Genomic DNA, 25178 nt, shown 5'->3' with positions numbered 1-25178 from the left:
TATTTCTTGATTCGCACGGGTATTATCCACCCTAAGTCAATCTTAATCCTAGTCGCTACACTTTTTACCTGCGATGGGAGAGAGTCAAAATTTTGTCGATCGTTTTCAATTACTTACCAATCGTTCAAATTGAGATTTAGTTCCACTAAAAACGTTTAGATCTACTAAGGTAGAAATCCCCGCAATTCTACCACGTTCGCTATATTGCCAAAACAACCAATGTTTACTGTCTGACAAAGTTGGTAATTTATTAAAGCTATAGAAATCACTAATCCAGATTGAATTATTTGGATATTTATGCTGTAAGTATCGATCGTAAAACTCATAAGTAACGTATAAAATTGGATTCTTATGATAATATTTTTCGACGATCGCCATGAAGGTATTTAGCTCTTTGTCTAAAGTCACTGGAGTAGGTATGGACTTACAATTACCACTAAATTCTAAATCGATAACTGGTGGTAGTGATTGCTTAGATCGAGGTACTGTTTCAATATAATTCTGTGCTTGTTCTCGTCCCGATTTACAAAAAGTGAAGAAATGATATGCTCCAGTAATCGCACCTTTTTGCCGTACATTTCGCCAATTATTTTCAAACAGAGGGTCTTTAAAGTCTCCGCCTTCGGTTGCTTTAATTAGGACGAAATTAATTTGGGATTGATCGAACTTTGCCCAGTCAATTTGCTTTTGGTGATTGGAGATATCAATTCCTCGAATGGGAAACCTTTGGCGATCTGGATCGTTGACATAAATCAGCCCAAAATTAAATAAAATTCCGCTAATTCCAGCAATTGTTGTTGTGATGATACCAATCGATAGCATGATCGATCTGATATTTATTTTGCCATCTTGACGTAGAAATAAATTCCGATTTTTCACAAGTTGTCTGTAGATTGAACTAAGCTGTTAGTCATTTAATTTACTTGTCTTCTCCCCGCTCCCCGCTTTCAAGAAATGAAATCTAGTATGTGATTTAAATGTAAGGGCAGCTTATGAATTGCGAATTACGCGATGATTTTTAATCTGAACGCCACATTCCTGCAGTCTTCGTTCCCATCCTTGTCGATTGCCGATAGTTTTGGTTTCGCTAAATAGTCCAGCTTTTTCTTCGGATTTAGTGAATTTGGCAAACTTTGCGTATAGCGGATGATGCTCGCTCAGAAAAGTTTCTTTGCGATGGAGGATCGGTGGATTCTCTTGTTGAGAGTAGTCGCGGAGTCGCAGGCTTAAATCTCGTAAGTCGATAAGCATTGCCCATTGTAAGGCTGGATGGGCGATCGATTCAAAGTCGGGATAATATAGATAGGAGATACATGGTTTTTCGGTATGAAACTTGATAATGTTCGCATCTTCAGTACCACCAATATTTCGACTAGCACAACCTTCATAGAGTCGGAGTTTTGGATCGATTTCGTTTAGCGCAGAAATGTGCACGTAAAGAGCAGCAGGCAATAGTTTACCGATTTTACTCTGTTGACAAGCTTGTTTGATTATACCTGGTTCGCCAATCTTAAACAGCAATCGATCGGCAACTTCACAGGCTTCATCATAGCTACCAAAAAAGGCTTTAATATCTGCACGAATTGATGGAGATAGCTTCTTGATACTGCGTCCTTTTCCAAAATGAGCCAGAGCTAAATAAACTTGTAAATCTAACGATCGCTGGTAAGCAATTACATCCCATTCTTCCTCGTCAGTAGCAGTTAAAATAATCTGAAATGCGCGTTTTAAACTGCCAAATTCTTGATTCAATTCAGCTTCTACGTCTAGTTCTCCTTTAACTGGAATTCGTCCCCGCTCGCTGACGAATTCCATCAAGGGTGCGAGTTGTTCTTGATAGTCTTCAAATCGCTTACTCTCAACCCGCACGCACGGTGTAGACATGCGAGTATAAAGTCTCACTGCTCGAAAAGTCTCGGCTTGAGCTTCATCCCGAAATACTAGAAAAACCCCTAACCCAATCGGCACTGCATCGACAGTCAGAACGCGATCGATATACTCCTTTAATTCTACTTGCTGATAGTATTTTTGAAACGTATTCCGCTTAGTTAAAATTCCATCCCCATAAGCCAACACACCGCGTAAATCGTTGACTAAAATCTGCGCCGCAACGATTAATACTTGCCCCGTCAATTGCCACGCCTGGATTAATGCTCGATCGCGTTCGTTAGGATCTTCAATGACATTAATGATATAACTTAAATTGACTATATCTGCCGATCGAATCTCAACATCAGGAAAATAATATGGGTCCCAACCCTCACAATTATAACCCGATGACTTTAATCTTTGAACATCCCCACCAATGCCACAACCATAGTCAAAAATAGTTGTTTCCGTCGTAATAATACCAGACTCGATCGCTAATCTCACCGGACGAGATAATTCAATCCGTGTCATAGCAGCGCGATGTCTTTCAACTTCTAATCCAATTGGTATTTGCATAAGTCGATCCTCCTCAACTAATTACTAGTGGGGTTTGGGCGGGTTTGAATTAAATTTTTTGTGCAATCTATATTTTTGGCATAAACCCGCCCCTACGAATCTCGATATTATTTCCCTGTTTGAATTAATTCAATTTTATAGCCATTTGGATCTTCGACAAAAGCAATTATCGTCGTTCCGTGTTTCATCGCACCTGGAGCGCGAGTAACCTTCCCGCCCTTAGCCGTAATTTCATCACAGGTAGCATAGATATCATCTACCCCAAGTGCGATATGACCATAGGCATCGCCGATCGTGTAGGCTGAGGTATCCCAATTGTGGGTTAGTTCGATGACAGTATGGTCGGATTCATCCCCATAACCGACAAAAGCAAGAGTAAACCTACCCTCTGGAAAGTCCTCTCGGCGGAGTAACTGCATCCCCAACACCTCACAATAGAAGCGGATAGATGTATCTAAATCGCCGACTCGCAACATTGTATGTAGAAAACGCATAGCTTTATTTGAATAATTTTTAAAATTTGGTGACGAAAATTGCTATTTAGGGTGTCTTCAGGACGTATGATAACGTGTTGGCAGCAGTTGTTGCCGAGGAACGGATAATTGGGGTGTTACGTTACATTAGTTTAAGGAAGGATCGATCGCGATCGAAGGATGAGGGAATAACTATGAATATGCCAGATATGGCGATTGCGGAAATTAGAGCTAGAGAGATTCTCGATTCTCGCGGTCGCCCGACAGTAGAAGCCGAAGTATACTTAGCCAATGGTGGATTTGGGCTAGCTCAAGTTCCCAGTGGCGCATCGACAGGTAGTTTTGAAGCCCACGAGTTGCGGGATGACGATCCCAGTCGCTATGGCGGTAAAGGTGTTCTGAAAGCTGTTGCTAATATTCAGGACAAAATCGCACCAGCACTAGAAGGAATGGATGCTTTCGATCAAATGGCGATCGATCGATCGATGATTGAGTTAGATGGTACGCCCACTAAGTCTAAATTAGGGGCTAATGCTATTTTAGCGGTATCTTTAGCTAATTCTAAAGCTGTCGCGAATGCCCTAGGAGTCCCACTCTACCGCTATTTGGGTGGCCCTTTAGCAAATCTGTTGCCCGTACCACTGATGAATGTCATCAATGGTGGTTCTCACGCGGCAAATAACATCGACTTCCAAGAATTTATGATCGTGCCTGTGGGTGCGACTTCCTTCAAGGAAGCTCTCCGCTGGGGAGCCGAAGTATTTGCCGCTCTGAGCAAAGTATTGGATGAAAAGGGTCTTCTGACTGGAGTAGGCGATGAAGGCGGCTTCGCGCCTAATTTAGCCTCCAATCAAGCATCATTAGAACTGCTAATGGCAGCGATCGAATCCGCAGGCTACAAACCTGGGGAACAAGTCGCCCTCGCGCTCGATGTAGCTGCGAGTGAATTCTACAAAGATGGCAACTATATCTACGACGGTAGCAGCCATACCCCTGGAGAATTTATCGATTACTTAGCCGATCTTACTACCAAGTATCCGATTATCTCGATCGAAGATGGATTGCATGAAGATGATTGGGCAAACTGGCAATTACTCACCCAAAAAATTGGCTCGAAAGTCCAATTAGTCGGCGACGATTTATTCGTGACTAATTCGGTTCGTTTGCGTCAGGGGATTAAGGAGAAATCGGCAAATGCCATTTTGATCAAACTCAATCAAATCGGTACCCTCACGGAAACGCTCCAAACGATCGATCTCGGTACCCGCAATGGTTTCAAATCGATTATCAGTCATCGTTCTGGTGAAACTGAAGATACCACGATCGCGGACTTAGCAGTCGCGACTCGGGCGGGACAAATTAAAACTGGTTCTCTGTGTCGGAGCGAACGGGTGGCAAAATACAACCGTCTGTTGCGGATTGAAGATGAACTAGGCGATCTCGCTGTCTATGCTGGTTTGGAATAATCGACTAGAGTATTCTTTGATTTTGCAAAAAGCAGTAGGGGTAACTCATAAATTACCCCTACTGCTTTTGAATTTTGCCGAGAGTTCAGCCTCGATATACCAACGTGGCAATTCAATAATTCCTAACTGCTGGAATGCCTCTTCGTAGCTGAAACTAGAAAAACTTTTCTGGCGTTCTGGCGTTGATTGAATCATCAGAATATTGCTCTATCATTGTAGCTATAAGTAGGTGGCAAATAATTGTATCAACCTACGTTACTTAGATTCAGGGTGAGCATCAAGACAAGTACTGTCGCCCATTTGATTAATCCTGTCAATCATCCGATCCAATCTGCCAAAATCGCGCCTGTCAAATTTGAATACCAGCCGAGGCAAATCTATAATAGTAGGATCGTCTAATTCATCATCTAAAGCAGTTGTTTGCACGATCTTCCCACTAGCGACGAGATCGCTAAACTCTCGATTGAGCAGATCGAGATCTCGATCGCAAATTGCCACCTTCAATCGCATGACAAACTCATCACCCACATACCGACTAGAGTGATATACCCGATAAAAATTCCGAATTATCTCAGTCGCCACCTGAATATCGTCGGTAATCGTATACAAATTCAGATCCTCTGGACTGATCAAACCAGTTGTGGCTAGATTTTTGCGCAAATAACTGTCCCAGTCATGCCAATAAGAACCACCTGGTCGATCGATTAGCACCATCGGTACGGGGCCATATCGACCAGTTTGACACAGTGTCAGCGTCTCTAAAGCCTCATCCTGAGTACCGAATCCACCTGGGAAAAGGGCAACGGCATCGCTCTCGCGGAGGAAAAATAACTTGCGCGTAAAGAAATACTTAAACGCGATCGATTTTGGATCGCCAGCGATATATTTATTTGCCCCCTGCTCGTAGGGGAGTTGAATATTCAAACCAAATGAATTCTCGGCACCAGCACCAGCATTCGCTGCAGCCATAATCCCCCCACCAGCACCCGTAATCGCCATAAATCCCTGCTGGGCGATCAGGTGGGCGAAGTCATAGGCAAGTTGATATTCTGGCGCGCTGTCATTCGTCCGCGCCGAACCAAATATGGCTACCTTGCGAATATGTCGATAGGGATGAAATACTTGGAATGCTCTTTCCATATCGCCGACAGCAGCACTGAGAATCTTCCAGTCTAACCTGTCGATCTCTGCTTCAGACAGTCGTAAAATCGCCTCTAAAGCACGTTGAATCCACTTACCATTATTCATGGTCGGCAGACGATCGATCGTGGCGATTAGGTCATTTTTTAGGGTAGATAGAACATCCATAGATTTATTTCAAAATTACTTGGCACTTAGCTAATATGCCCTGTTCGCCAGTTACTAACCATACATTTATGTAAAAAGCGTCTCTAGACTAATCTAGTCTGAGACGCTCCCCAATCGGGCAAAAATCTTGATTTAGTCGATTGCCTTACGATTAGGACTCGTTGGACAAAATGAACATGATCGGCACTGCCCACCATTTAGGTTTTAGACAGTGCAACCGAACCCAGCAGATGTTTTAAATAATATTTATGCTCTTCTGCTGATGTAAATAGTAGTTTTAGAGATACTTTTCTACGGTATTAGAAAGAGTTGCTTTGGGAACTGCACCAACAACAGTATCAACTTTCTGACCACCCTTGAAAATCATCAATGTCGGGATACTCCGAATGCCATACTGACTGGCAACATTTGGATTATTATCAGTATTTAGCTTAAATACTTTAATTTTGCCTTCATATTGAGCCGCGATTTCATCAACTACAGGCCCGACCATTCTACAAGGCCCGCACCAAGGTGCCCAAAAATCTACCAAAACTGGAATTTCACTATCAAGGACATCCTCTTTAAAAGAACCGTCTGTAACTTCTACTGCTGACGACATGGCTCTAATCCTTCTCTTTTCGTAGGTTTGCTGGGTTTGTATGCAATTTTACCATATGAGTTAGAGGGTAGAGGGTAGGAGGTAGAGGGTAGCAAAACAATTCGTAATTATTAGCTACCTTTTACTCTCTACTATCTACTGTCTACCCTCTACCCTCTAATTTAGTAGGTTTCAACGTGCCAACGACCAGCACGTTTCATTTGGCTGCGGTATTCAGCCCATTTCACATCAGACTTGATAGCTGCATTAGTCAGTGCAGCATCGATGCCTGTTTCCATGCCTTTGAGTCCACAGATGTAGACATGAGTTTTCTCTTGTTGAATCAACGACCATAGTTCGTCAGCGTTTTCAGCGATGCGGTCTTGGATGTACATTTTGCCACCCTCAGCATTTTTCTGTTCGCGACTAACAGCATAAGTGAGTTTGAAGTTGTCGGGATATTTCTCCTGAATTTCTTCAAGTTCGCCTTTGTAGAGGATGTTGGGAGTTGTGGCGACCCCAAATACCAGCCAAGCTAAACCTTTGAATTGATAATCGGGGTTAGCATGACGTTCGTTGTCTTTAAACATCCGCCAAAGGTAGGCGCGGAATGGTGCGATGCCAGTACCCGTTGCCATCATAATAACGGTAGATTCAGGATCTTCTGGCAGCAGCATTTCTTTCCCCGTCGGTCCAGTAATTTGGACATCATCACCGGGTTTGATATTGCAGAGGAAGGTGGAGCAAACGCCTTCGACTTCTTTGCCAGTTTTCTCGTCTTTGTACTCTAGTTTGCGGACGCACAGGGAGACAGTTTTGTCATCGACATCATCGCCGTGACGAGTGCTGGCGATCGAGTACAGCCGAATTTTGTGATTTTTACCTTTACCATCTTTACCAGGGGGAATAATCCCGATACTTTGTCCTTCAAAGTACCGTAGATCGCCAGCAGAGATATCAAATTTGACATGTTGAACCATGCCAATCCCGCCTTCAGCGAGAAGTCCATCGTTGGATACGCATTTACCTACGAATGGTGCATTCGGGCGATAGATATTGACCGGAACATCTGCATGTTTTTTCGCCGCAGATACGGGCGCGGCTGGTGTAGCTGCCACTGGTATGGGGGTTTCGCTACTTGCAACTGGAGTTGGTTCGGCGGTGGACATCAGCGGGCGAATGCTGAGAATTTTGCCACCTAAGTTGGCAATGCGGCGCATTTCCTGATTCATCCGCTGGTAAGGTACGGTAATGAATTTACTACCGCTATTACGGATTGTCTCGCTGGTGGAACCTGACGATCGATCGTCTCTCAACCCGATAACTTCATAAACAAACAGACGATTATTAGCTGATGAACTACCAGCATTACCGCTCAGACTTGGATTGTACATTGGTATTTTATATCTCCGAACCCCAAATAACAGGTGACATTATAATTTAAGTTACTTCACAGAGCACAAGCGATTTCTGTTAGCAGCAAAACTTAGACATGCAGACGACCTGCACTTTATAAACATATTCCAGCCAGAATACCGTAGCTGCGCCCCATTGCACAAGAGCGAATCGGTCGATTTCTCAAATTTGGACAATCGAGCGGGTAGATTGTAGATCCAAGCCATTTGATGGAACTAATTCGGAGAAAATAGCGCAATTTGCTCATACCGATTAAAGCTATAATATTGGCTGGATATCGTTTTACATCACCACCGCGCGCGATTGAGCTTCCTTGAGAGAATAACTAATTTAATGGCAACTATCAGCATAAAATGTATTAAAATTTACAATTTGCTAACCTGTCGATCGCAATCGTCGACCAATTCAAGCGATAATTACACCAGGATCGATGAAAACCGATTGAAAAATTAGTCTATGTCCAGTTCGATTGGGACGGCGGATTGAGGTAAAATTTTATTTCAAAGAACTAGAACTAAATATCTACAAAGAATTTCGATATAAGAGGATAGCTATGACCAGTAAGGTGGATCGTGTGGTGATAATTGGCGTTGCTGGAGATTCCGGCTGCGGTAAGTCAACGTTTTTACAACGGATTATCGACTTGTTTGGGGAGGATTTTGTCACGGTAATCTGTTTGGACGACTACCATAGTCTCGATCGATACCAACGGAAAGAGCAAAAAGTGACAGCACTCGATCCTCGTGCGAACAATTTCGATTTGATGTACGAGCAAATTAAGGCTCTCAAAGCTGGCGAAGTTATTAACAAGCCAATCTACAATCATGAAACTGGTTTAATCGATCCTCCTGAGAAAGTCGAACCCAATCATGTTGTCGTAATCGAAGGATTACATCCGCTCCATGATGAGAGAGTACGCGGATTGATCGACTTTAGCGTGTATCTAGATATCACCGATGATGTGAAGATTGCTTGGAAAATCCAACGCGATATGGCAGAACGCGGTCATAGCTACGATGATGTCTTGGCCGCGATCGAATCTCGTCGTCCTGACTTTGAAGCTTACATCGAGCCTCAACGCGGTCATGCTGACATCGTAATTCAAGTTCTCCCGACTAAGCTGATTGATGATAAAGAAAGCAAGCTTCTGCGTGTGCGTCTGATGCAACGTGAAGGTATCGCTGACTTTGAGCCTGTCTACTTATTCGATGAAGGTTCCACCATCGATTGGAGACCTTGCGGACGGAAACTTACTTGTAATTTCCCTGGCATCAAAATGTTCTACGGACCAGATACTTACTACGGACATCCTGTATCGGTACTCGAACTTGATGGTCAATTAGAACAACTAGAAGAAGTAAGCTACATTGAGAGTCACCTCAGCAATATTTCGACCAAGCATAAGGGCGAAATGACTAGTCTCTTGCTCCAACACAAAGAATACCCTGGTTCCAATAATGGTACTGGTTTATTCCAAGTAATGGTCGGTCTGAAAATGAGAGATACATACGAACGTTTAACTTCTAAAGCTAAAGTGGCAGCTAAAGTTTAGCTGAAAGTTAAAAGTTAAAAGTTGAACTTGAAAGAGAGGGAGTTAAATACTACCCTCTCTTTTCTTAGGCGGATAGCTACTATCCCATCAGTCTGTAAAATTAGATTAGATCTTGTTAAAATAGAATCGATCCGATCGATTGATTCAAAAAGCCAGTAGTTATTTAACTGGGGATGCAAACCCCACTTACTTTCATCCCTATGACTAATTCGGTATCTTTAAATAATATTCCTGTTACAGTTCTGACTGGATATCTTGGAGCTGGTAAGACAACGCTCCTAAATCGAATCCTAAGTGAAGATCATGGCAAAAAAATTGCGGTGATCGTCAATGAATTTGGTGAGATTGGGATTGACAATCAGTTGATTGTTGATACCGACGAAGAAATATTTGAGATGAATAATGGGTGTATTTGTTGTACCGTGAGGGGCGATTTGATTCGGATTATTTCTAAACTAGTTCGCCGCCGGGATAAGTTCGATCGGTTGGTGATTGAAACCACTGGTTTAGCAGATCCAGCCCCAATCATTCAAACTTTCTTTGTCGATGAGGATGTCCAAAATCAGACTTATTTGGACGCGGTTGTTACAGTTGTCGATGCCAAGCATATTAGCCAACATTGGGACGCAGATGAAGCTGTCGAACAGATTGCATTTGCCGATCGAATCTTGTTAAACAAAATAGATCTAATCGGTCCCGAAGAATTAGATGTGCTAGAAAAACGAATTCGTCAGATGAATGCGATAGCGAAAATTTATCGCACTCAAAATTCAGAAGTAGATTTAGATAGTATCCTAGGCGTAAATGCTTTCGATCTAGATCGGGCATTGGAAATCGATCCAGAATTTCTCGGCGAAGAAGCTCACGTTCACGATGAAACTGTCGGTTCGATCTCCTTGGTGGCTGAGGGTTCGATCGATGTTGAAAAATTAAATATCTGGATTAGCGAATTACTCAAAACGCAGGGACAGGATATCTTTCGGATGAAGGGAATTCTGAATATTACTGGCGACGATTGCCGCTTTGTATTTCAAGGGGTACATATGATTTTTGATGGTCGCCGCGATCGACCCTGGCAGGCTGCGGAAGCCCGTCAAAATCAATTAGTGTTCATCGGCCGCAATTTAGATGAAACAGCTCTTCGCAGGGCATTTATGGCTTGCCTGAGCTAGGTTATACGATCTTTTATTGTCGATCGTTAGAGACCTAAACTAGACATCAATCGATCGATCTCGAAATGATTGCCAAATAATTCGCGGGCACAATTAATTTTAATCGCTTCTTGGAGTCGCACCTGACCGAAAGCCCGATCGATAATCTCGACGGTTGTAAGAGTATCCAAATCTACCGATAGGATCGGAATTTCCAGGTCTTCAGCACGGCTGACGATGAAGGGTTGAGGCGGAAGGTGTCCGGTCAAAATCAAGCACTGTGTCGAGGTTTCTAGCGCGGCTAGTTGAATATCTGCCCGATCTCCGCCAGTGACTACGGCCATATTATTTCCCCGCCGAAAATACTCTAGGGCAGAATTGACATTCATCGCGCCGATCGACAGGCTCTCGACCATCAAGTCCAATCGGTCGGGACGACATAACACTTCTGCGTCGAGTTGTTCGACCAGTTGCTTGACGGTGACACTACGCAGCAATCCATTACGATGGACGATCCCAAATACAGGGATGCCAGACTGTTCGAGATAGGGCACCAAAGTGGTCTGGACGGTCTCTACCCGATCGCGAGGGATATCATTGATGATACAGCCCAAAAGTCTGTTACCAAGCTGCTGTTGGGCCGTTAGCAGCAGATCGATGCTCGATAATGGATCGTAACGATTGACCAGCAATACGCCAGCATCCAAAGTTTCCGCTACTTGAGCGGCTGCTAAATTGAATAGGCTCCCTTCATGAAGATTGGCACCACCTTCGAGAATGACCAGATCTCCAGGGAATTGCTGGATATTTTCCTTGAGTAATTTAGCATAGTCTTGGCGATCGATCCCTGTCAATCGATCGATCGAGCGAGCTGCATCTAAGACTAGCAATGGCAAGCCCAGTCGCTCTGCGGGTAGGGATAATGCTTGCGCCATCAATTGGACATCATTATCGATTCTCGTTTCGAGTGTCTGCTGGCGATCACTAGTGCCGAGCGGGTTGCTCCGAACGGAGTCAAAAGAATCCGAAGTATTGCAGTCAAAGTTTACCAAAGTTAGTGGATCGATTGCATTTCCAGTAACTAACGGTTGAGTATAGGCGATCTGGATTCCTTTGTCTTGTAATCGATCGGCAATTCCCAGAATTGTTGCCGATTTGCCACTACATGCTTCAGTCGAAGCTACCAGCAAGTATTTCATAGCTATCCCCACACACCTACCCCTAGTAATTTAACTGAATGCTGCGGAATTCCCCGCGCAATTAAGATCGGATCGGCAACCAGTCACCAACTATATAGTGTACAACGATCCCTCTCTGAGCCTGTTTTAACAGGATACAACGGTTGTTTCCTCAACGGGTCAACAAATAGTAACTAATTTCAATATTTAGATGGTGTGGGGGGTGTGTGGGGGCGTTGGGGTATGGGGGTGTTGGGGTGTGTTTTGTAACGATGTTACTCCCCTACTCGGTTACTCCCCAACCATCCCTAGTCCTCCATTTTCATTAGTTTGTGGTAAAAGTACTGGGGGAAATCAGCAGTATTTGTATCGCGGATATTAATCAGCCAGTCAATGAGGTAACTGATTAGCTCTGAATTCATCAAATTGAGATCGTAGGTGAGATCCGAATTATCGTCAAACATCATCGTGCATCTGGTGAGATCGCCTGGTAAATTTTGAATTACCCAGTTGATGACATACGGGATTTTCTCTCCACCTTCGATCGACCGATGGCCGCCGAGACCGCCTTTGTAATAAAGCGTAATTGCTTTAGGCAAAACGTTTCGTCTGGCAGCAGACTTCATGAAGTACGGAGCATATAAATTCACTTTGTCTGGTTGCGCTGGAATGATTTCATCAAATAGGTTCATCGATCTAGGGGTTAGGGGTTAGGCTTTAGGCTTTAGGCTTTAGGCTTTAGGCTTTAGGAGTTAGTTACTGAGCTTAGTGTTCACAATTCTGACTGGAGATTTACGATTTGTACAAAAAAAACCAGTTTCTCAGGGAAACTGGTTTTTTCGAGGCTAGAAATGACTATTTAGTTTCAGAGAATTCAGCGTCAATTACATCATCAACACTGCCGGTCGTACCACCAGGAGGAGGAGTACCTGCGTCGCCATCATCACCGCCACCAGCGTTTGCGCCTGCTTGGGCGTAGATATTACTACCAATCGCCATCAGGGTTTGTTGGACTTCTGGAGTCAGACGTTGGATTTCTTTATCATCGTCTTTCGCAACAGCTTCTTTGAGTTCTTTGATTAAGCCTTCCAGCTTGGTTTTATCTGCCGCTGGGACTTTATCGCCGAGTTCTTGGAGTTGTTTTTCAGCTTGATAGGTGAGGGAATCAGCTTGGTTCTTGCGATCGATTTTGTCACGATTTTCTTTGTCGTTGGAAGCATTGTTCTCAGCTTCTCGTACCATCCGTTCGACTTCGGTTTTGTCGAGAGTCGATGCACCAGTGATACTGATGGATTGCTCTTTGCCAGTGCCTTTGTCTTTGGCGGTAACGTTTAAGATGCCGTTTGCATCGATGTCGAGGGTGACTTCGATTTGGGGTACGCCGCGAGGTGCGGAAGGAATTCCGTCGAGACGGAAGGTTCCCAGGCTCTTATTGTCGCGAGACATTTCGCGTTCGCCTTGGAGAATTTGAATTTCGACATTGCTTTGTCCATCCACCGCTGTCGAGAAGGTTTCAAACTTCTTGGTAGGGATGGTAGTGTTGCGGGGGATGATTTTGGTCATTACGCCACCAAGAGTTTCAACACCCAAGGAGAGCGGCGTAACGTCGAGCAAGAGGATATCTTTGACTTCACCAGCCAAAACACCTGCTTGTACCGCCGCACCAACTGCAACTACTTCATCAGGGTTAACAGTCTCATTAGGCTCTTTACCGAGAATCCGTTTGACCAGTTCTTTAACTGCTGGAATCCGCGTAGAACCACCAACCAGCACGACTTCATCAATTCGTGTTTTGTCGATTTTCGCGTCTCTAACTGCATTTTCAACCGGAATGCGGCAACGATCGATTAAGTCGGAACAGATTTCCTCAAACTTAGCACGAGTCAGGGTCAGTTCGACGTGCTTGGGGCCGTCCTGAGTGGCGGTGATGAAGGGGAGGTTGATTTCGGACTGAGTAACGCTAGAAAGTTCGATCTTGGCTTTCTCAGCCGCTTCAGTCAAACGTTGGAGAGCTTGACGATCCTTGCGGAGATCGATACCTTCGTTCTTCATAAAGGTAGTCGCCAAGTGATCGACGATTTTCTTGTCGAAATCGTCTCCACCTAAGTGACTGTCGCCAGAGGTTGCGAGTACTTCAAACACGCCATCGCCGACTTCGAGTACAGATACATCAAATGTACCGCCCCCAAGGTCAAAAACGAGGATCGTTTCATTACTTTTCTTATCTAAACCATAAGCTAGTGCAGCCGCAGTAGGTTCATTAATAATCCGCAGAACTTCAACGCCGGCAATTTTACCAGCATCTTTTGTCGCTTGACGTTGAGAGTCATTAAAATAAGCTGGTACGGTAATTACGGCTTGGGTCACAGTTTCACCCAAGTATTTACTCGCATCATCGACCAACTTTCTCAGCACCTGAGCGGAAATTTCTTCTGGTGCAAATTTCTTGCCCAAACCAGGTGCTTCGATTCTAACACTGCCACCATCATTGATTACTTTATAAGAGATTTCGGTCGCTTCTTGATTTACTTCGTCAAACTTGCGTCCGATAAAGCGTTTGACAGAAGAGAACGTGTTCTCAGGGTTCATTACCGCTTGACGTTTAGCGATTTGTCCTACCAACCTGTCGCCATTTTTCGCAAATGCAACCACAGAAGGGGTAGTGCGGAAGCCCTCGGCGTTGGCGATTACAGTGGGTTTCCCACCTTCCATTACCGCAACGCAGGAGTTGGTAGTTCCTAAGTCAATGCCAACAACTTTTCCCATAATACTTTAACTACTTCCTAAATAATGACAACAGTTTGGATAATGACAACGAATGCTGGATCGCTCTCGTGCGATTAATCGATATTACATATTAATCCCTATATTTGCGCCATTTGAGACTTTGTACAAAGGGTGGTTTTCCGTACCCTTTTTATCGCTAACGGTTTATGGTCGGCTGGCTCATTTGGTACCTCTCTACTGTAGGTGAATTATCCCGCTGCCGAAATTGAGGCGAACCGTATATAGTAGTGGTGCTTACCGAAGGAGGGGGCTGTTGTGGCACCATTACTGAATACTAGCAGCCTGCTAGTGACTTTTTTGAGGATGATTCGATCGAGTTTGTGGGTATTCTATAAAATATTCAACCCCATTTCTCCAAGAATTCACAAGCTGAAATCGAACTAAAATTTTCACACCCATCTTTAATAAATCTCAAAATTTGGTGTGAAATTCACATCCACCTTTGCTTTTGCGTGTTTTACCCTCCCTCTGGATCGCAAACAAGCGTCTTATCGTTTCTATCCCCCTGTTACATTCCCCAATCCCAAAAATTTCTCTACTGACAATCGCTTGTGATAATCTAGCGTTGGCAGACAAATAGCCTCCCCCGAAGAATCCCGTTGTGAGTAAATTAAATAGAATTGTTATTGTTAGTGCGATCGCCCTGTTATCCTTATCTGGCGAGGTGTCGATCGCCAAAGAGGGTCGTCAAAAGACCGAACGTAAACCAAATTTAGAATGTATCGCCGATACCGCTCGCGAGACCATTCGCGATTTAATTAATTATCCTGGAGCTTATGAATCTGGCTATCAACAGGGGACTCGAACGAGAATGAGATCTGGCAATTTTCAGCCGCCCGCTAATGGCGAATTCGGACGGGGCTATACTGATGGTTACTATCTCAAACCCTATGCTGGTCAAGGAACCACAGTTTCCACCTACAATAAAGTTAAATGTGGCTGTCGCACCCGCATTCTCAAAGATGCTGTCTTTGATGAGGAGATCGAAGCTAGTTGTAAGGTCGATCGAGAAGAGATCCCATCAGCCAGTAGTGATGCTTATAATCCTAGTGCGTACACTGATGGCTATCTCGAAGGTATCCGCAGTAAAACCAAACGAGAAACCTATCAAGCTCGATTTGCTGGTGGTGAGTTTGCTAGAGGTTTTGAAGATGGATATTTTGGTAGACGAAGTACGGGTCAGCGATATACTGAACTACCAGTTAAGGACTATAAATGTAAGTGCCGTCTAATCATCAAACACAACGATGTAGACGCAGCACCTTAATCTAAAACGATCGATGGACTAATCTATGAGATCGAATCGATCGGGATCTATACTTTGCAAAAGGGAATGGGACTTGGGAGACTAAGATGGGTTAGTGGAGGTATTTTCAGTGGAGATTGATAGAATATCAATACTCTATTAGTTGATGACCAAAGATGCGATCGATATGATTTAACAATCGTTTCTTGTTAACATTATTAGACGTACCTATCACGACTAGATTAAGAAAAGTTTCAGGATTAACTTTGGTCAAGACAAACATTGGCACCAAAAGCGATCCTAACATAATTAATATTCCAATTAGGTACGATCCACAAAGCATGGTGACTATCGCAATAATCGCCGCTAATTTCCAGGGGTTTTGACCTGGAACCAGAACGCGATTTTTTATGCCATTTAACGTCGGAAGTCTAGATTTAAAAATGCAAGTATCGATAATCGCCCCATTTACATTAGTATTGTGATAGAAGTATTGTGCTAGTTCATCAATCCAAACTGCCACGCAATTCTCCCTAATCTTAGTTTGTGCGTAGACAACAGTTATTAAGTGTCCTTGTCTAATCTGACCTGTCACAGCATCATCAAGTTCTAGATATTCTTCTTTACCATTGGATCGACGCAACCATATTTTCTGGGTTCTTTCTGTTATGGTATTCTTGCCAGATCGGGTTATATGGTTTCTATCCTGAGATCTAACTACTCGACCTGTCACCGATCTAAATCTAATTCCACTAAATTCACTTAAATTTGTTGAGATTGAAAATTCAGTGAAATTGCTGTTATTGCTCGATCGATCCGATGTATTCTGCGGGTTTGGAGCGGCTATTCTCTGACTATCGAGAGAACTCAATGCCTGCTTGACTTCATCACAATTGCGGAGAAATAGATCGAGTCGATCGCACTGAAACTCTACCTCATGAGCAGCTTGATTGCGAACATAGCAAATAAACTTGAGCTTTTGATTTATTTCGAGTGTAAGTAAGTGCTTGATACCGATCGATTTTTGACCTAATCCGGTACCTTCGGCTCCAAGATTGTCGAGGATTTTCTCAAGTTCTGCGCTATGTTGAATAACAGTATCTCGGTCGCTCATGAGGATTGATTGTTGTCTAAGTCTAATGATGAGCCGATTTTAACTTAATAAATTTTGAAATAGTGAAAGTTTGAAAAAGATCGGCCAATTGTGCTGTTCGAGTTAACATCAGATCGATCTTACATATTAATACTGATGGCAAATGCCATCATAAAATCGATCAACACCATCAAAACGATCGATTGGCCAAAATGAGATCGGTCTTGAGTATTGCCGCTGTGGGTAATATGATGACCGAGTGACTCCTAATTTTCCCTGACTATATTTATGACTACTTTCAGCCTCAATCTCCCCAACTCGCCCCTATTTGGTACCGATGGCATTCGCGGTAGAGTCGGAGATATTCTGACGGCTAACTTAGCTCTCCAGGTGGGCTACTGGGCGGGAATGGTATTGCGTGACGCGGCTGCTGATGTCGGGCCGATTATTGTCGGGCAAGATTCGCGAAATTCTAGTGATATGCTGGCTAGTGCCCTGGCTGCGGGGATTACCTCGGCGGGGATTGAGGTCTGGAATTTAGGGTTGTGTCCGACTCCTGGGGTGGCGCATCTGACAGCGACTAGCGATGCGATCGGTGGTGTAATGATTTCTGCCAGTCACAATCCGCCTGAGGATAATGGAATTAAGTTTTTTGGGGCAAATGGGACAAAGTTGTCTAAGGACTTGCAGGCGGCGATCGAGGCGGGCATACGTGGGCAATCTGGATCGATCGTCGAACCGGAAAAGTGGGGTTATCTCTATTTCACGCCAGAATTAATCGTTCAATACATGGAAGCGATGCAGGAATCGCTCCCGCCAGAGGCTAGTTTGGCGGGAATGAAGATCGTGTTGGATCTCGCAGCGGGTGCGGCGGTGAAAGTTGCTCCAGAAGTTTTTAAAAAGTTAGGAGCTGAAGTGACGTGCCTTCATGAGGAGGCGGACGGAGATCGCATCAATGTCAATTGTGGTTCTACTCACATGGGAGCCTTGCAAACCGCTGTTGCGCTACATCAGGCGGATTTGGGGTTTGCTTTCGACGGAGATGCCGATCGAGTCTTGGCGGTAGATAATCGTGGGCGGAAGGTGGATGGTGACTATATTCTCTATTTCTGGGGACAATACTTGAGCAAACAGGGGCTACTCCCCAAGGATGAAATTATCACCACAGTCATGGCAAATTTGGGCTTTGAGCGGGCTTGGCAAGCTTTGGGGGGTAAAGTAGTTCGCACGGCAGTAGGCGACCAATACGTCCAAGCAGAGATGGTTACTAGTGGCGCGATGTTGGGTGGCGAACAGTCGGGACATATTCTCTCGCCTCAACATAGTGTGAGCGGGGATGGTATTCTGACTGCGTTGCATCTAGCGGCGATTGTCCAGCAGTCGGGGAAATCTCTAGCTGAGTTGGTAGATAGTAGTTTCCAGACGTATCCTCAAATCTTGCACAATGTGCGGGTGGACGATCGCGAAGCTCGGTTAAACTGGGAGAAATGCCAACCCTTACAAGATGGCATCGCCGAGGCGGAAGCCGAGATGGGTGATACCGGACGGGTATTGGTTCGCGCTTCCGGTACCGAACCATTAATTCGGGTGATGGTGGAAGCTGAAAGTATGGAAAAGACTAAATACTGGACAGAATATTTGGTTTCGATCGTTGAAAAACACTTCTAGCGCAATTCTGAGAAACGTAGGTTAAGCCAATTAACTGGTAGCGGCAATTCATGAAGCGGCGGTTTGATTCGGGGGTTCCCCCGAATCAAAAACCGACAAAACAGCGATTCGCGCTCGTCGGCAGAGCCGACGGTTTAGCGAATCATGTCTGTATTGTACCAATTAGTAAATTCAAACCCCAAAAAACCGCTCCACAGCAGTAAGAATCTGTGCAGAAGCAGTTCCATTTCCAAACGGATTTATTGCTGTTGCCATTGCTTGATAAGCTTGAGGATTGCTAAGTAATTCACTCGCGGCGGCGGTAATTCTGGCGGTATCCGTACCGACTAACTTCGCCGTTCCGCCTGTAACGGCTTCAGGACGCTCGGTAGTATCTCTTAATACCAATACGGGTTTACCCAAGCTCGGAGCCTCTTCTTGAATCCCACCAGAGTCGGAGAGGAGCAGATAACTGCGTTGGATCGCACCAACGAGTTGACTATAATCGAGGGGTTCGGTGAGAAAGACACGCGGATGATCGCCCAAAATTTGGGTCAGGGGTTCCCGCACGGTAGGATTGCGATGTAGGGGTAGTAATAGTGCCGTATCGGGGAATTTCTCTAAGATTTGCAGCATTGCAGCGGCGATATGCTGTAATGGTTCGCCCCAATTTTCGCGACGGTGAACGGTGGAGAGGATGGTACGATATTTGCTCCAGTCTAAGCCAGGGATATCGCAAGCAGGCTGGGATTTGGCGACGGTGAGGAGTGCGTCAATGACGGTATTTCCCGTCTCGTGAATTTCGCCTGTGACTCCAGATTTTTGAAGATTTTCGACAGCTAGATAGGTGGGAGCAAAATGTAATTGGGCAATTTGGGAAATTAATCTGCGGTTGGCTTCTTCGGGAAAGGGGTTATAGATATTATCCGTCCGCAATCCGGCTTCGACATGTCCGATCGGGATTTGTTGGTAAAATGCTGCTAGGGCGGCAGCAAAGGCAGTAGTAGTATCACCTTGAACGATGACCAGTTGGGGTTCGATCTCTTTAAATAATTTTTCCAACCCCTGTAAACTGCGCTGGGTAATATCTGTCAGCGTTTGTTGATGCTGCATAATATCCAAATCTCGATCGGCTTTCAAGTCAAAAATCTCCATTACCTGCGCTACCATCTCCCGATGTTGCCCAGTTAACACTACCTGTGTTGTAAATTTACTCGATGACTGAAATGCCCGAATCACAGGGGCTAGTTTGATTGCCTCAGGACGAGTTCCGAGTGTAAAACAGATGCGAATCATAAGCTAGTAGGTAGTGCGGATTAGATAACTCAGTGAAATCTTCGACCTTGTAGTAGTGACTTAGAAGAATCTAAGTTTACATATTAATATCATCCTACCTTGGACATATCCCCAACTTCTTGAAGAAGTCGGGGACATATATGACTATATGGTAAAAAAGAACACAAAAAAGCTCGGATTGTTGCCGAGCTGGAGGTGAGATAGATGAGAGGAATCGATCGACAGGAAGATACTGTTAAGAATCAATATCACAAGTCAGTGGGCAGGTGGCATAGACAGTTGTACTAACAGGATTTGCATCACCGTGCAACCAACTCAACCAGCGGACTTCCTGAGGATGAATACCTTTGGCGGTGAGGACTCCAGCCCCAACGACTACAGCGAGAATGTTTAGCGCGATCGTGCCACCAGCGACTAGTAAAACCGCACTGACAGGAAGAATCGGGTGTAATGTAATTGAAAGTAACGCTCCAACAGTAGCCATCAACACAACTAATGGGAAACCAACTACTAACAGGGTCACTGTCAGCGCAAAACACCAAATCAAGAAGCTCTTGGCTGTAGCGACGTAACGACTTTTAGGGATGGTGCGATTGTGAGTTAACTGCATTTTATTGGCTCCGGCTATCTAGATGGATACTGGCTAAAACTGATACGTTTTGGTCAATCCCATGTCGGGGATCAATTTAAGCTGGTCTTATTAATATAGATAATCTGTCTAAAAAAAAGTATATCTGTTCAAAAAACTTTACATTATTATTAATCTATTCGGTCATAAATGCCGATCAAAATCTGCTACTAATTTCGGTTGACGCTGGAGATCCCTAGCTTGGTAACGTAAGTTGCTAGTTATAACCAAGGTTAAAGATTTGGGTATTAGGTATTGGGTATTAGGTATTAGCGATGGGATAAAACCTAATACCTAACAGCTAAAACCTAACACCCATCTCACTAAAAACCTATAACTAGCAACTTGGGCTAATTAGTCGGAGGCATAATCACTCGATCGATGATGTGAATCACACCGTTACTAGTTTTGAGATCGGCTTTTGTGACATTAGCATTATTAATCATCACCTTTTTGCCTTTAATCTTGACCGTAATCTGACTGCCTTCAACTGTGTCAACTTTACCTGACTTGAGCATCTTCGAGGTTACAGCACCAGACACAACATGGTAAGTAAGAATTTGCTTGAGTTGCTCTTGGTTGGCAGGTTTGAGCAGTTTTGCAAGAGTACCTTTGGGTAGTTTTGCAAAAGCCTCGTTAGTAGGTGCAAATACGGTATAAGGTCCTTCGCCAGATAAGGTTTCCACTAAATTTGCTGCTTTGAGTGCTTTCACCAATACGGTAAAAGATTTATTCCCAGCGGCAACATCAACGATCGTTTTCCCAGCAGGAGCTGTTGTTGTGGGCGTTGTGCTAGGCTGGGACATCCCACCATCAGGCATTGTGCTAGGCTTTGACATTCCTCCTGTTGGAATTTTCGTCCCGTCTGGTTTGCCCATCGAACCATCGCTAGGCTTTTGGGTGGGGGTTACCGTTGGGGTAGTCGTTGTTCCAGAGGTACCATTTTGGGCATGGCTGGACATACTACTGAAAATACCAGCCGAAACGATTGCGATACCTAGAGTTGCGGCGATTGCAAGGCGTTGCTTTGAACCGCTCGATTTTGGAAATGTATATTTAGACATAGATTAAAGAACCCTAATTAAAAGCATGAAGACTTATAACAGTTCATGACTTTTAATTAAGTTTTGTGTTCCCATTCTACTTTGAGTTTATACTTTACCGCGTAACATCATTGCCATTTCATTCGCTGTTGGCGAGAGTTCCAGGGCGGTTTCCTCTGTGATGCGACCTTCTTGATAGAGGGCGAATAGGGATTTATTCATGGTGATCATCCCGTCAAATTCACCGTCTGTCATCAATGGGGCGATTTCATCGTATTTACCGTCGCGAACGTAGTCTTTGACAGTTTCGGTATTAACTAAGATATCGTGATAAGCTGCTCGCTTACCATCGGTAGTCCGACACAGACCTTGTGAGATCACTGCAACTAAAGATTCTGCCAGGGAGACACGCATCACGGCTTGTTCTTCTGGCTTAAACAGATTGAGAATCCGCTCGATGGTTTTAATCGCACTGTTGGTGTGCAAAGTACCGATGACTAAGTGACCAGTTTGTGCGGCTTTGAGCGCGGTATTGACCGTCTCTCGATCTCGCATTTCCCCGACCAAGATCACATCAGGATCTTCTCGTAGTGCGGCTTTCAATGCCGTATCAAACTTGAGTGTGTTTGCACCAACTTCCCGATGTTTGATCAAGGCACGTTTACTTTTGTGAATAAATTCGATCGGATCTTCGATCGTGATAATGTGACGCGGCATCTCTTTATTCATATAGTCTACCATCGCCGCCATCGTCGTCGATTTACCCGAACCTGTCGGCCCCGTGACGAGAATTAGACCTTTATGATAGTGACAGACATCGCGGAAAACTGCGGGTAAACGCAATTCTTCAAGAGTCGCAATTTGCATCGGAATTAGTCGCATGACCATGGCATAGCCATAGAGAGAGTCAAATACATTGATCCGCACCCGTGCAAACTCATACTGGGTCGCCCCATCAAAGTCTAAACTAGCTTGAAATGTGCTAATTTCTGCTTCACTCAAAACTTCATGCAACCAAGCCATAAAAGTGGGCAGATCGGTTTCGGGGTAATCAGTTGTTTCAATTTCACCACGATTGCGAAATCTTGGGATTTCCCCAACGCCAACATGGACATCTGAATAACCAGCATCAAAAGCTTGCGATACCAACGCGCCAATACTCGGTTGTCCTGGGGGTAGGTGGTAGGTGATGGGGGGAGTGGCTACCATCGTTGGACTCGGTGGTAATGGGGGAAAATGAGCGGATAAACTGGGACTTGGTGGCGGTGGGGCTGGAAAGTTACGGGAATTTACCATAGGATCGATCGACTCAATAATTTTGGGCTATACTCTTGCTTAGATTGCCCAAATTTTGGCGATCGATCCACTCTATCTGCCAGAAAGATCCGTGTCCTTTTTGCTGGCAGTGTCCTATGGAGAAAACTAATAAGTTTGCCTAAATGTTTTGGTATAATTAGACTGGATTAGCGATCGGCAAAGTTTCTGTGTTGATACTTTCTACCTGGAATAGAAACTTTTTTCGCCCCGCCAAAATATTTCGCCTCCAGATGCGGGATAATTAAACCCGAATTAATCGTTCAAAAATTGGAAGAGTTATTGCGATCGGCATAACAGATCCCAGATTAAACCATTTTATACATGTCAGGAGTTGCTAAGTTGGCTAGAGGTGAACATCAAAATTATACTAAACGATTACTACCTGGTAAAACACTATGGCTAGCGATCGCCGCCGTTTCTTGTGCAGTAGTCGCAATACTTCATGCTATTTTTAGTGGTGTACCTGCGGATGCGTTGATTGCCAATACAGGCATTGCCAAAACTGTGGATGTGACCAGCACAATTGCCAGCAGCATCCCGATGAACTTTGATGTCCCCAACAGCTTTCAAGCCAAAACTATCAAAGACGCGCCTGTAGCAAATGCACAGAAAGTAATCGCGCTGACCTTCGATGATGGCCCTTGGCCAGAAACTACCGAACAAATTTTAGCAACTCTCAAGCAAGAAAATATTAAAGCGACTTTCTATATGATCGGTCAGCCGCTGAAGTCTTTCCCCGAAATCGGCAAGAAAGTCCTCGCAGATGGTCATGTTATCGCCAATCATACTCTCCACCACTGGTATCACAAGATGAGTCCCCTGGTCGCTCAACGAGAAATCGAAGATACTGCCAAAATCATCAAAGATGTCTTAAATGTTGAGACAGCCTACTTCAGACCACCTGGTGGTGCATTGACCAATGGTTTAGTTGCCTATGCTCAACAACACAAATATTCCGTTAATATGTGGTCGGTGGATACCGGTGATAGTCGCCCAACGCGTCCGACCCCAGAAGCGATGCTCAAAACGGTTCTCGCCCAGGCTACTCCTGGGGGAATTGTCCTAATGCATGATGGTGGCGGTAGTCATTCTAATACGGCTAAAGCTGTACCCCAAATCATCGCTAAACTTCGTGCTGAGGGCTATAAATTTGTAACAGTTCCCGAACTCCTCGAACTATCCTCTGCACCTGCAGAGAGTCCATCAGCGCAAGTCTCGCCTTCGACGATCGAAACCGAAAACCCAGCTTAAAATTTGATGTAGAGATTAGGGAATGGAGGGTAGAGGGTAGAAGGAAAAATGCTTGTATTTTTCCGAACCCCGAACCCCGAATCCCGAATCCCGAACAACTCGTACCATTTCACAGGAAATTAGTTATGACAGATTTAACCCAGCAAAAATGCGTCCCTTGTCATGGTGGTGAAGCTGCGGCTACGCCTGCGGAAATTGCTGCTTTTCAACCGCAGATTCCCGATTGGTGTCAGTTTGAAGTCAATGGCGAACAACGGATTGAAAGATTGTATAAATTCAAAGATTTTAAAACTGCACTCGCATTTACTAATGCTGTTGGCGATGTTGCTGAAACAGAGGCTCACCATCCCGCACTGTTGACAGAGTGGGGTAAAGTCACGGTGACATGGTGGACACATACAGTCGGTGGTCTACATCTTAACGATTTGATTATGGCAGCGAGAACAGACTCGATTGCCAAACAATTCAGCTAAACCCAGAACCCAAACCCGAATCCCAAGTTCCGAATCTCTAACTAGAAGCACTCGTATAGAATCTCAGTGCAAACTGCCAAAAGCGATTTGACAAAATTAGCAGTACAACAGCCAAACAGCCACCACTAAAGATCCATACCGGATCTCCACGGCCTAAGAGAGTCTGGGCAGGCACAGTAGTTAAAAACGTAACTGGAACCACAAAGGTGAAAAAGAAGCGGTAAGCGGGCGGATAAGCCCCGATCGGGAAGCGTCCGGCATCCAGTAAACCTCGCAAAACTTCCGTAATGTTGTAAATCTTGGTAAACCAAATACTCGTCGAGCCGAGGATAAACCAGAGGCTATAAAGAATTAGCATCCCAAATAATAGTGGCACAGCACTGATTAGATAAGCACCGACACTTACGCCCAACAGACTCCCAGCATAAAAGATAATCGTCAACCCAAACAGCATATCTGGCAATCCCCACAAGGAGAAACTATGAAAAGACAGCCAAAATTGCGAACTAATCGGCTTGAGCAACACAAAATCCAGAGTGCCATTTTGGACGTGTTTGACAATTCGGTTGAGATTAGGTGATAGAAATGCACTAGAAAATCCCTCTAGAAAGGTGAAGATACCGACAACAATTAATGCCTCTTCCCACCGCCAGCCATGAAAATTATAGCCTTTTTGATAAAACAAAAATAAACTGAATAAACTGCCAGCAAGTCCACCCAAGCTACTCAGTGCTGCAAAGACAAAATTCAGTCGATATTCTAGTTCTGCGGCGATCGCTGTTTTCCAAAAAATCTGAATTAAGTTAAAGTATCTATTCATGAAAACGC

The 25178-nt window shown here is 44.4% G+C and carries 23 protein-coding genes; 7 read left to right on the top strand and 16 right to left on the bottom strand.

The genetic code is table 11. From position 1 onward, the window contains the following. Window positions 1-105 precede the first annotated feature (105 nt). From RMO55_RS02915 to gloA, 3 genes are all read right to left on the bottom strand, one after another. Window positions 106-879 (bottom strand): GH25 family lysozyme, encoded by a 774-nt coding sequence (locus RMO55_RS02915; protein WP_310423230.1) that lies wholly within the window; start codon window positions 877-879, stop codon window positions 106-108. A gap of 111 nt (window positions 880-990) precedes the next feature. Further along, window positions 991-2445, bottom strand: coding sequence for a DNA phosphorothioation-associated putative methyltransferase (locus RMO55_RS02910; protein ID WP_310423227.1), 1455 nt, complete (start codon window positions 2443-2445; stop codon window positions 991-993). A 107-nt stretch (window positions 2446-2552) separates the two neighbouring features. Beyond that, window positions 2553-2939, bottom strand: coding sequence for a lactoylglutathione lyase (gloA, locus tag RMO55_RS02905; protein ID WP_310423224.1), 387 nt, complete (start codon window positions 2937-2939; stop codon window positions 2553-2555). 179 nt (window positions 2940-3118) lie between these two features. Here gloA and eno point away from each other — a divergent pair, with 179 nt between their 5' ends. Beyond that, window positions 3119-4384: a phosphopyruvate hydratase gene (gene eno, locus RMO55_RS02900; protein ID WP_310423255.1), complete on the top strand. Its 1266-nt coding sequence runs from the start codon at window positions 3119-3121 to the stop codon at window positions 4382-4384. 45 nt (window positions 4385-4429) lie between these two features. Here eno and RMO55_RS02895 read toward each other — a convergent pair whose 3' ends face one another. The 4 genes from RMO55_RS02895 to petH form a co-directional block, all read right to left on the bottom strand. After that, on the bottom strand, window positions 4430-4579 hold the full coding sequence (locus RMO55_RS02895; RefSeq protein ID WP_310423221.1) for a hypothetical protein: 150 nt from the start codon (window positions 4577-4579) through the stop codon (window positions 4430-4432). A 60-nt stretch (window positions 4580-4639) separates the two neighbouring features. Further along, window positions 4640-5692: an LOG family protein gene (locus RMO55_RS02890; protein ID WP_310423218.1), complete on the bottom strand. Its 1053-nt coding sequence runs from the start codon at window positions 5690-5692 to the stop codon at window positions 4640-4642. Window positions 5693-5969: 277 nt separating this feature from the next. Continuing rightward, a complete protein-coding gene (trxA, locus tag RMO55_RS02885) occupies window positions 5970-6335 on the bottom strand; it encodes a thioredoxin (protein ID WP_310423252.1) in 366 nt (121 codons plus the stop codon). 119 nt (window positions 6336-6454) lie between these two features. After that, entirely contained in the window at window positions 6455-7666 is a 1212-nt protein-coding gene (gene petH, locus RMO55_RS02880; protein WP_310423215.1) for a ferredoxin--NADP reductase, read from the bottom strand. Between the two features lie 575 nt (window positions 7667-8241). On the opposite strand from petH, the gene RMO55_RS02875 reads away from it, so the two are divergent. Together RMO55_RS02875 and RMO55_RS02870 are read left to right on the top strand one after the other, a co-directional pair. Further along, complete coding sequence (locus RMO55_RS02875) at window positions 8242-9240, top strand: phosphoribulokinase (protein WP_310423212.1); 999 nt, start codon at window positions 8242-8244, stop codon at window positions 9238-9240. A 200-nt stretch (window positions 9241-9440) separates the two neighbouring features. After that, window positions 9441-10412: a GTP-binding protein gene (locus tag RMO55_RS02870; RefSeq protein WP_310423209.1), complete on the top strand. Its 972-nt coding sequence runs from the start codon at window positions 9441-9443 to the stop codon at window positions 10410-10412. 26 nt (window positions 10413-10438) lie between these two features. Here the strand turns inward: RMO55_RS02870 and RMO55_RS02865 are convergent, their stop codons facing one another. The 3 genes from RMO55_RS02865 to dnaK form a co-directional block, all read right to left on the bottom strand. Next, window positions 10439-11590, bottom strand: coding sequence for a phosphotransacetylase family protein (locus RMO55_RS02865; RefSeq protein WP_310423206.1), 1152 nt, complete (start codon window positions 11588-11590; stop codon window positions 10439-10441). A 287-nt stretch (window positions 11591-11877) separates the two neighbouring features. Beyond that, window positions 11878-12261 (bottom strand): type IV pilus biogenesis protein EbsA, encoded by a 384-nt coding sequence (gene ebsA, locus RMO55_RS02860; RefSeq protein ID WP_310423201.1) that lies wholly within the window; start codon window positions 12259-12261, stop codon window positions 11878-11880. A gap of 163 nt (window positions 12262-12424) precedes the next feature. Beyond that, a complete protein-coding gene (gene dnaK / locus RMO55_RS02855; RefSeq protein WP_310423198.1) occupies window positions 12425-14335 on the bottom strand; it encodes a molecular chaperone DnaK in 1911 nt (636 codons plus the stop codon). A 622-nt stretch (window positions 14336-14957) separates the two neighbouring features. Between dnaK and RMO55_RS02850 the strand changes: the two genes are divergently transcribed. Beyond that, entirely contained in the window at window positions 14958-15623 is a 666-nt protein-coding gene (locus RMO55_RS02850; RefSeq protein WP_310423196.1) for a hypothetical protein, read from the top strand. A gap of 127 nt (window positions 15624-15750) precedes the next feature. Here the strand turns inward: RMO55_RS02850 and RMO55_RS02845 are convergent, their stop codons facing one another. After that, a complete protein-coding gene (locus RMO55_RS02845; RefSeq protein ID WP_310423192.1) occupies window positions 15751-16716 on the bottom strand; it encodes a hypothetical protein in 966 nt (321 codons plus the stop codon). A gap of 267 nt (window positions 16717-16983) precedes the next feature. On the opposite strand from RMO55_RS02845, the gene glmM reads away from it, so the two are divergent. Beyond that, complete coding sequence (glmM, locus tag RMO55_RS02840) at window positions 16984-18363, top strand: phosphoglucosamine mutase (RefSeq protein ID WP_310423189.1); 1380 nt, start codon at window positions 16984-16986, stop codon at window positions 18361-18363. Between the two features lie 171 nt (window positions 18364-18534). Here the strand turns inward: glmM and wecB are convergent, their stop codons facing one another. The 4 genes from wecB to RMO55_RS02820 all read right to left on the bottom strand — a co-directional run bounded on the left by wecB (window position 18535) and on the right by RMO55_RS02820 (window position 22605). Continuing rightward, window positions 18535-19638 (bottom strand): non-hydrolyzing UDP-N-acetylglucosamine 2-epimerase, encoded by a 1104-nt coding sequence (wecB, locus tag RMO55_RS02835; RefSeq protein ID WP_310423186.1) that lies wholly within the window; start codon window positions 19636-19638, stop codon window positions 18535-18537. 235 nt (window positions 19639-19873) lie between these two features. Beyond that, window positions 19874-20248 (bottom strand): hypothetical protein, encoded by a 375-nt coding sequence (locus RMO55_RS02830; RefSeq protein WP_310423184.1) that lies wholly within the window; start codon window positions 20246-20248, stop codon window positions 19874-19876. Window positions 20249-20616: 368 nt separating this feature from the next. After that, the gene (locus RMO55_RS02825; protein WP_310423181.1) at window positions 20617-21330 is read right to left on the bottom strand and encodes a fasciclin domain-containing protein; all 714 of its coding nucleotides are present in this window, start codon (window positions 21328-21330) and stop codon (window positions 20617-20619) included. An 87-nt stretch (window positions 21331-21417) separates the two neighbouring features. Beyond that, on the bottom strand, window positions 21418-22605 hold the full coding sequence (locus RMO55_RS02820) for a type IV pilus twitching motility protein PilT (RefSeq protein ID WP_310423178.1): 1188 nt from the start codon (window positions 22603-22605) through the stop codon (window positions 21418-21420). 342 nt (window positions 22606-22947) lie between these two features. Here RMO55_RS02820 and RMO55_RS02815 point away from each other — a divergent pair, with 342 nt between their 5' ends. Further along, the gene (locus tag RMO55_RS02815; protein WP_310423176.1) at window positions 22948-23877 is read left to right on the top strand and encodes a polysaccharide deacetylase family protein; all 930 of its coding nucleotides are present in this window, start codon (window positions 22948-22950) and stop codon (window positions 23875-23877) included. 125 nt (window positions 23878-24002) lie between these two features. Continuing rightward, on the top strand, window positions 24003-24350 hold the full coding sequence (locus tag RMO55_RS02810) for a 4a-hydroxytetrahydrobiopterin dehydratase (RefSeq protein WP_310423173.1): 348 nt from the start codon (window positions 24003-24005) through the stop codon (window positions 24348-24350). Between the two features lie 37 nt (window positions 24351-24387). On the opposite strand, the gene RMO55_RS02805 is transcribed toward RMO55_RS02810, so the two are convergent. Continuing rightward, window positions 24388-25170: an ABC transporter permease gene (locus tag RMO55_RS02805; RefSeq protein WP_310423170.1), complete on the bottom strand. Its 783-nt coding sequence runs from the start codon at window positions 25168-25170 to the stop codon at window positions 24388-24390. Window positions 25171-25178 lie beyond the last annotated feature (8 nt).

The sequence above is a fragment of the Chamaesiphon sp. VAR_48_metabat_135_sub genome (assembly GCF_031418915.1).
GTDB lineage: Bacteria > Cyanobacteriota > Cyanobacteriia > Cyanobacteriales > Chamaesiphonaceae > Chamaesiphon.
This window is presented reverse-complemented; position numbering and strand designations above follow the sequence as displayed.

Excerpts from the sequence above, each read along its gene's own strand:
- RMO55_RS02825 (WP_310423181.1), bottom strand. The coding sequence starts at position 21,330 with ATGTCTAAATATACATTTCCAAAATCGAGCGGTTCAAAGCAACGCCTT.
- wecB (WP_310423186.1), bottom strand. The coding sequence starts at position 19,638 with ATGATTCGCATCTGTTTTACACTCGGAACTCGTCCTGAGGCAATCAAA.
- RMO55_RS02890 (WP_310423218.1), bottom strand. The coding sequence starts at position 5,692 with ATGGATGTTCTATCTACCCTAAAAAATGACCTAATCGCCACGATCGAT.
- RMO55_RS02805 (WP_310423170.1), bottom strand. The coding sequence starts at position 25,170 with ATGAATAGATACTTTAACTTAATTCAGATTTTTTGGAAAACAGCGATC.
- RMO55_RS02875 (WP_310423212.1), top strand. The coding sequence starts at position 8,242 with ATGACCAGTAAGGTGGATCGTGTGGTGATAATTGGCGTTGCTGGAGAT.
- gloA (WP_310423224.1), bottom strand. The coding sequence starts at position 2,939 with ATGCGTTTTCTACATACAATGTTGCGAGTCGGCGATTTAGATACATCT.
- petH (WP_310423215.1), bottom strand. The coding sequence starts at position 7,666 with ATGTACAATCCAAGTCTGAGCGGTAATGCTGGTAGTTCATCAGCTAAT.
- RMO55_RS02810 (WP_310423173.1), top strand. The coding sequence starts at position 24,003 with ATGACAGATTTAACCCAGCAAAAATGCGTCCCTTGTCATGGTGGTGAA.
- glmM (WP_310423189.1), top strand. The coding sequence starts at position 16,984 with ATGACTACTTTCAGCCTCAATCTCCCCAACTCGCCCCTATTTGGTACC.
- RMO55_RS02830 (WP_310423184.1), bottom strand. The coding sequence starts at position 20,248 with ATGCAGTTAACTCACAATCGCACCATCCCTAAAAGTCGTTACGTCGCT.
- ebsA (WP_310423201.1), bottom strand. The coding sequence starts at position 12,261 with ATGAACCTATTTGATGAAATCATTCCAGCGCAACCAGACAAAGTGAAT.
- RMO55_RS02820 (WP_310423178.1), bottom strand. The coding sequence starts at position 22,605 with ATGGTAAATTCCCGTAACTTTCCAGCCCCACCGCCACCAAGTCCCAGT.
- RMO55_RS02845 (WP_310423192.1), bottom strand. The coding sequence starts at position 16,716 with ATGAGCGACCGAGATACTGTTATTCAACATAGCGCAGAACTTGAGAAA.
- dnaK (WP_310423198.1), bottom strand. The coding sequence starts at position 14,335 with ATGGGAAAAGTTGTTGGCATTGACTTAGGAACTACCAACTCCTGCGTT.
- RMO55_RS02815 (WP_310423176.1), top strand. The coding sequence starts at position 22,948 with ATGTCAGGAGTTGCTAAGTTGGCTAGAGGTGAACATCAAAATTATACT.
- RMO55_RS02870 (WP_310423209.1), top strand. The coding sequence starts at position 9,441 with ATGACTAATTCGGTATCTTTAAATAATATTCCTGTTACAGTTCTGACT.
- RMO55_RS02910 (WP_310423227.1), bottom strand. The coding sequence starts at position 2,445 with ATGCAAATACCAATTGGATTAGAAGTTGAAAGACATCGCGCTGCTATG.
- eno (WP_310423255.1), top strand. The coding sequence starts at position 3,119 with ATGCCAGATATGGCGATTGCGGAAATTAGAGCTAGAGAGATTCTCGAT.
- RMO55_RS02865 (WP_310423206.1), bottom strand. The coding sequence starts at position 11,590 with ATGAAATACTTGCTGGTAGCTTCGACTGAAGCATGTAGTGGCAAATCG.
- RMO55_RS02895 (WP_310423221.1), bottom strand. The coding sequence starts at position 4,579 with ATGATTCAATCAACGCCAGAACGCCAGAAAAGTTTTTCTAGTTTCAGC.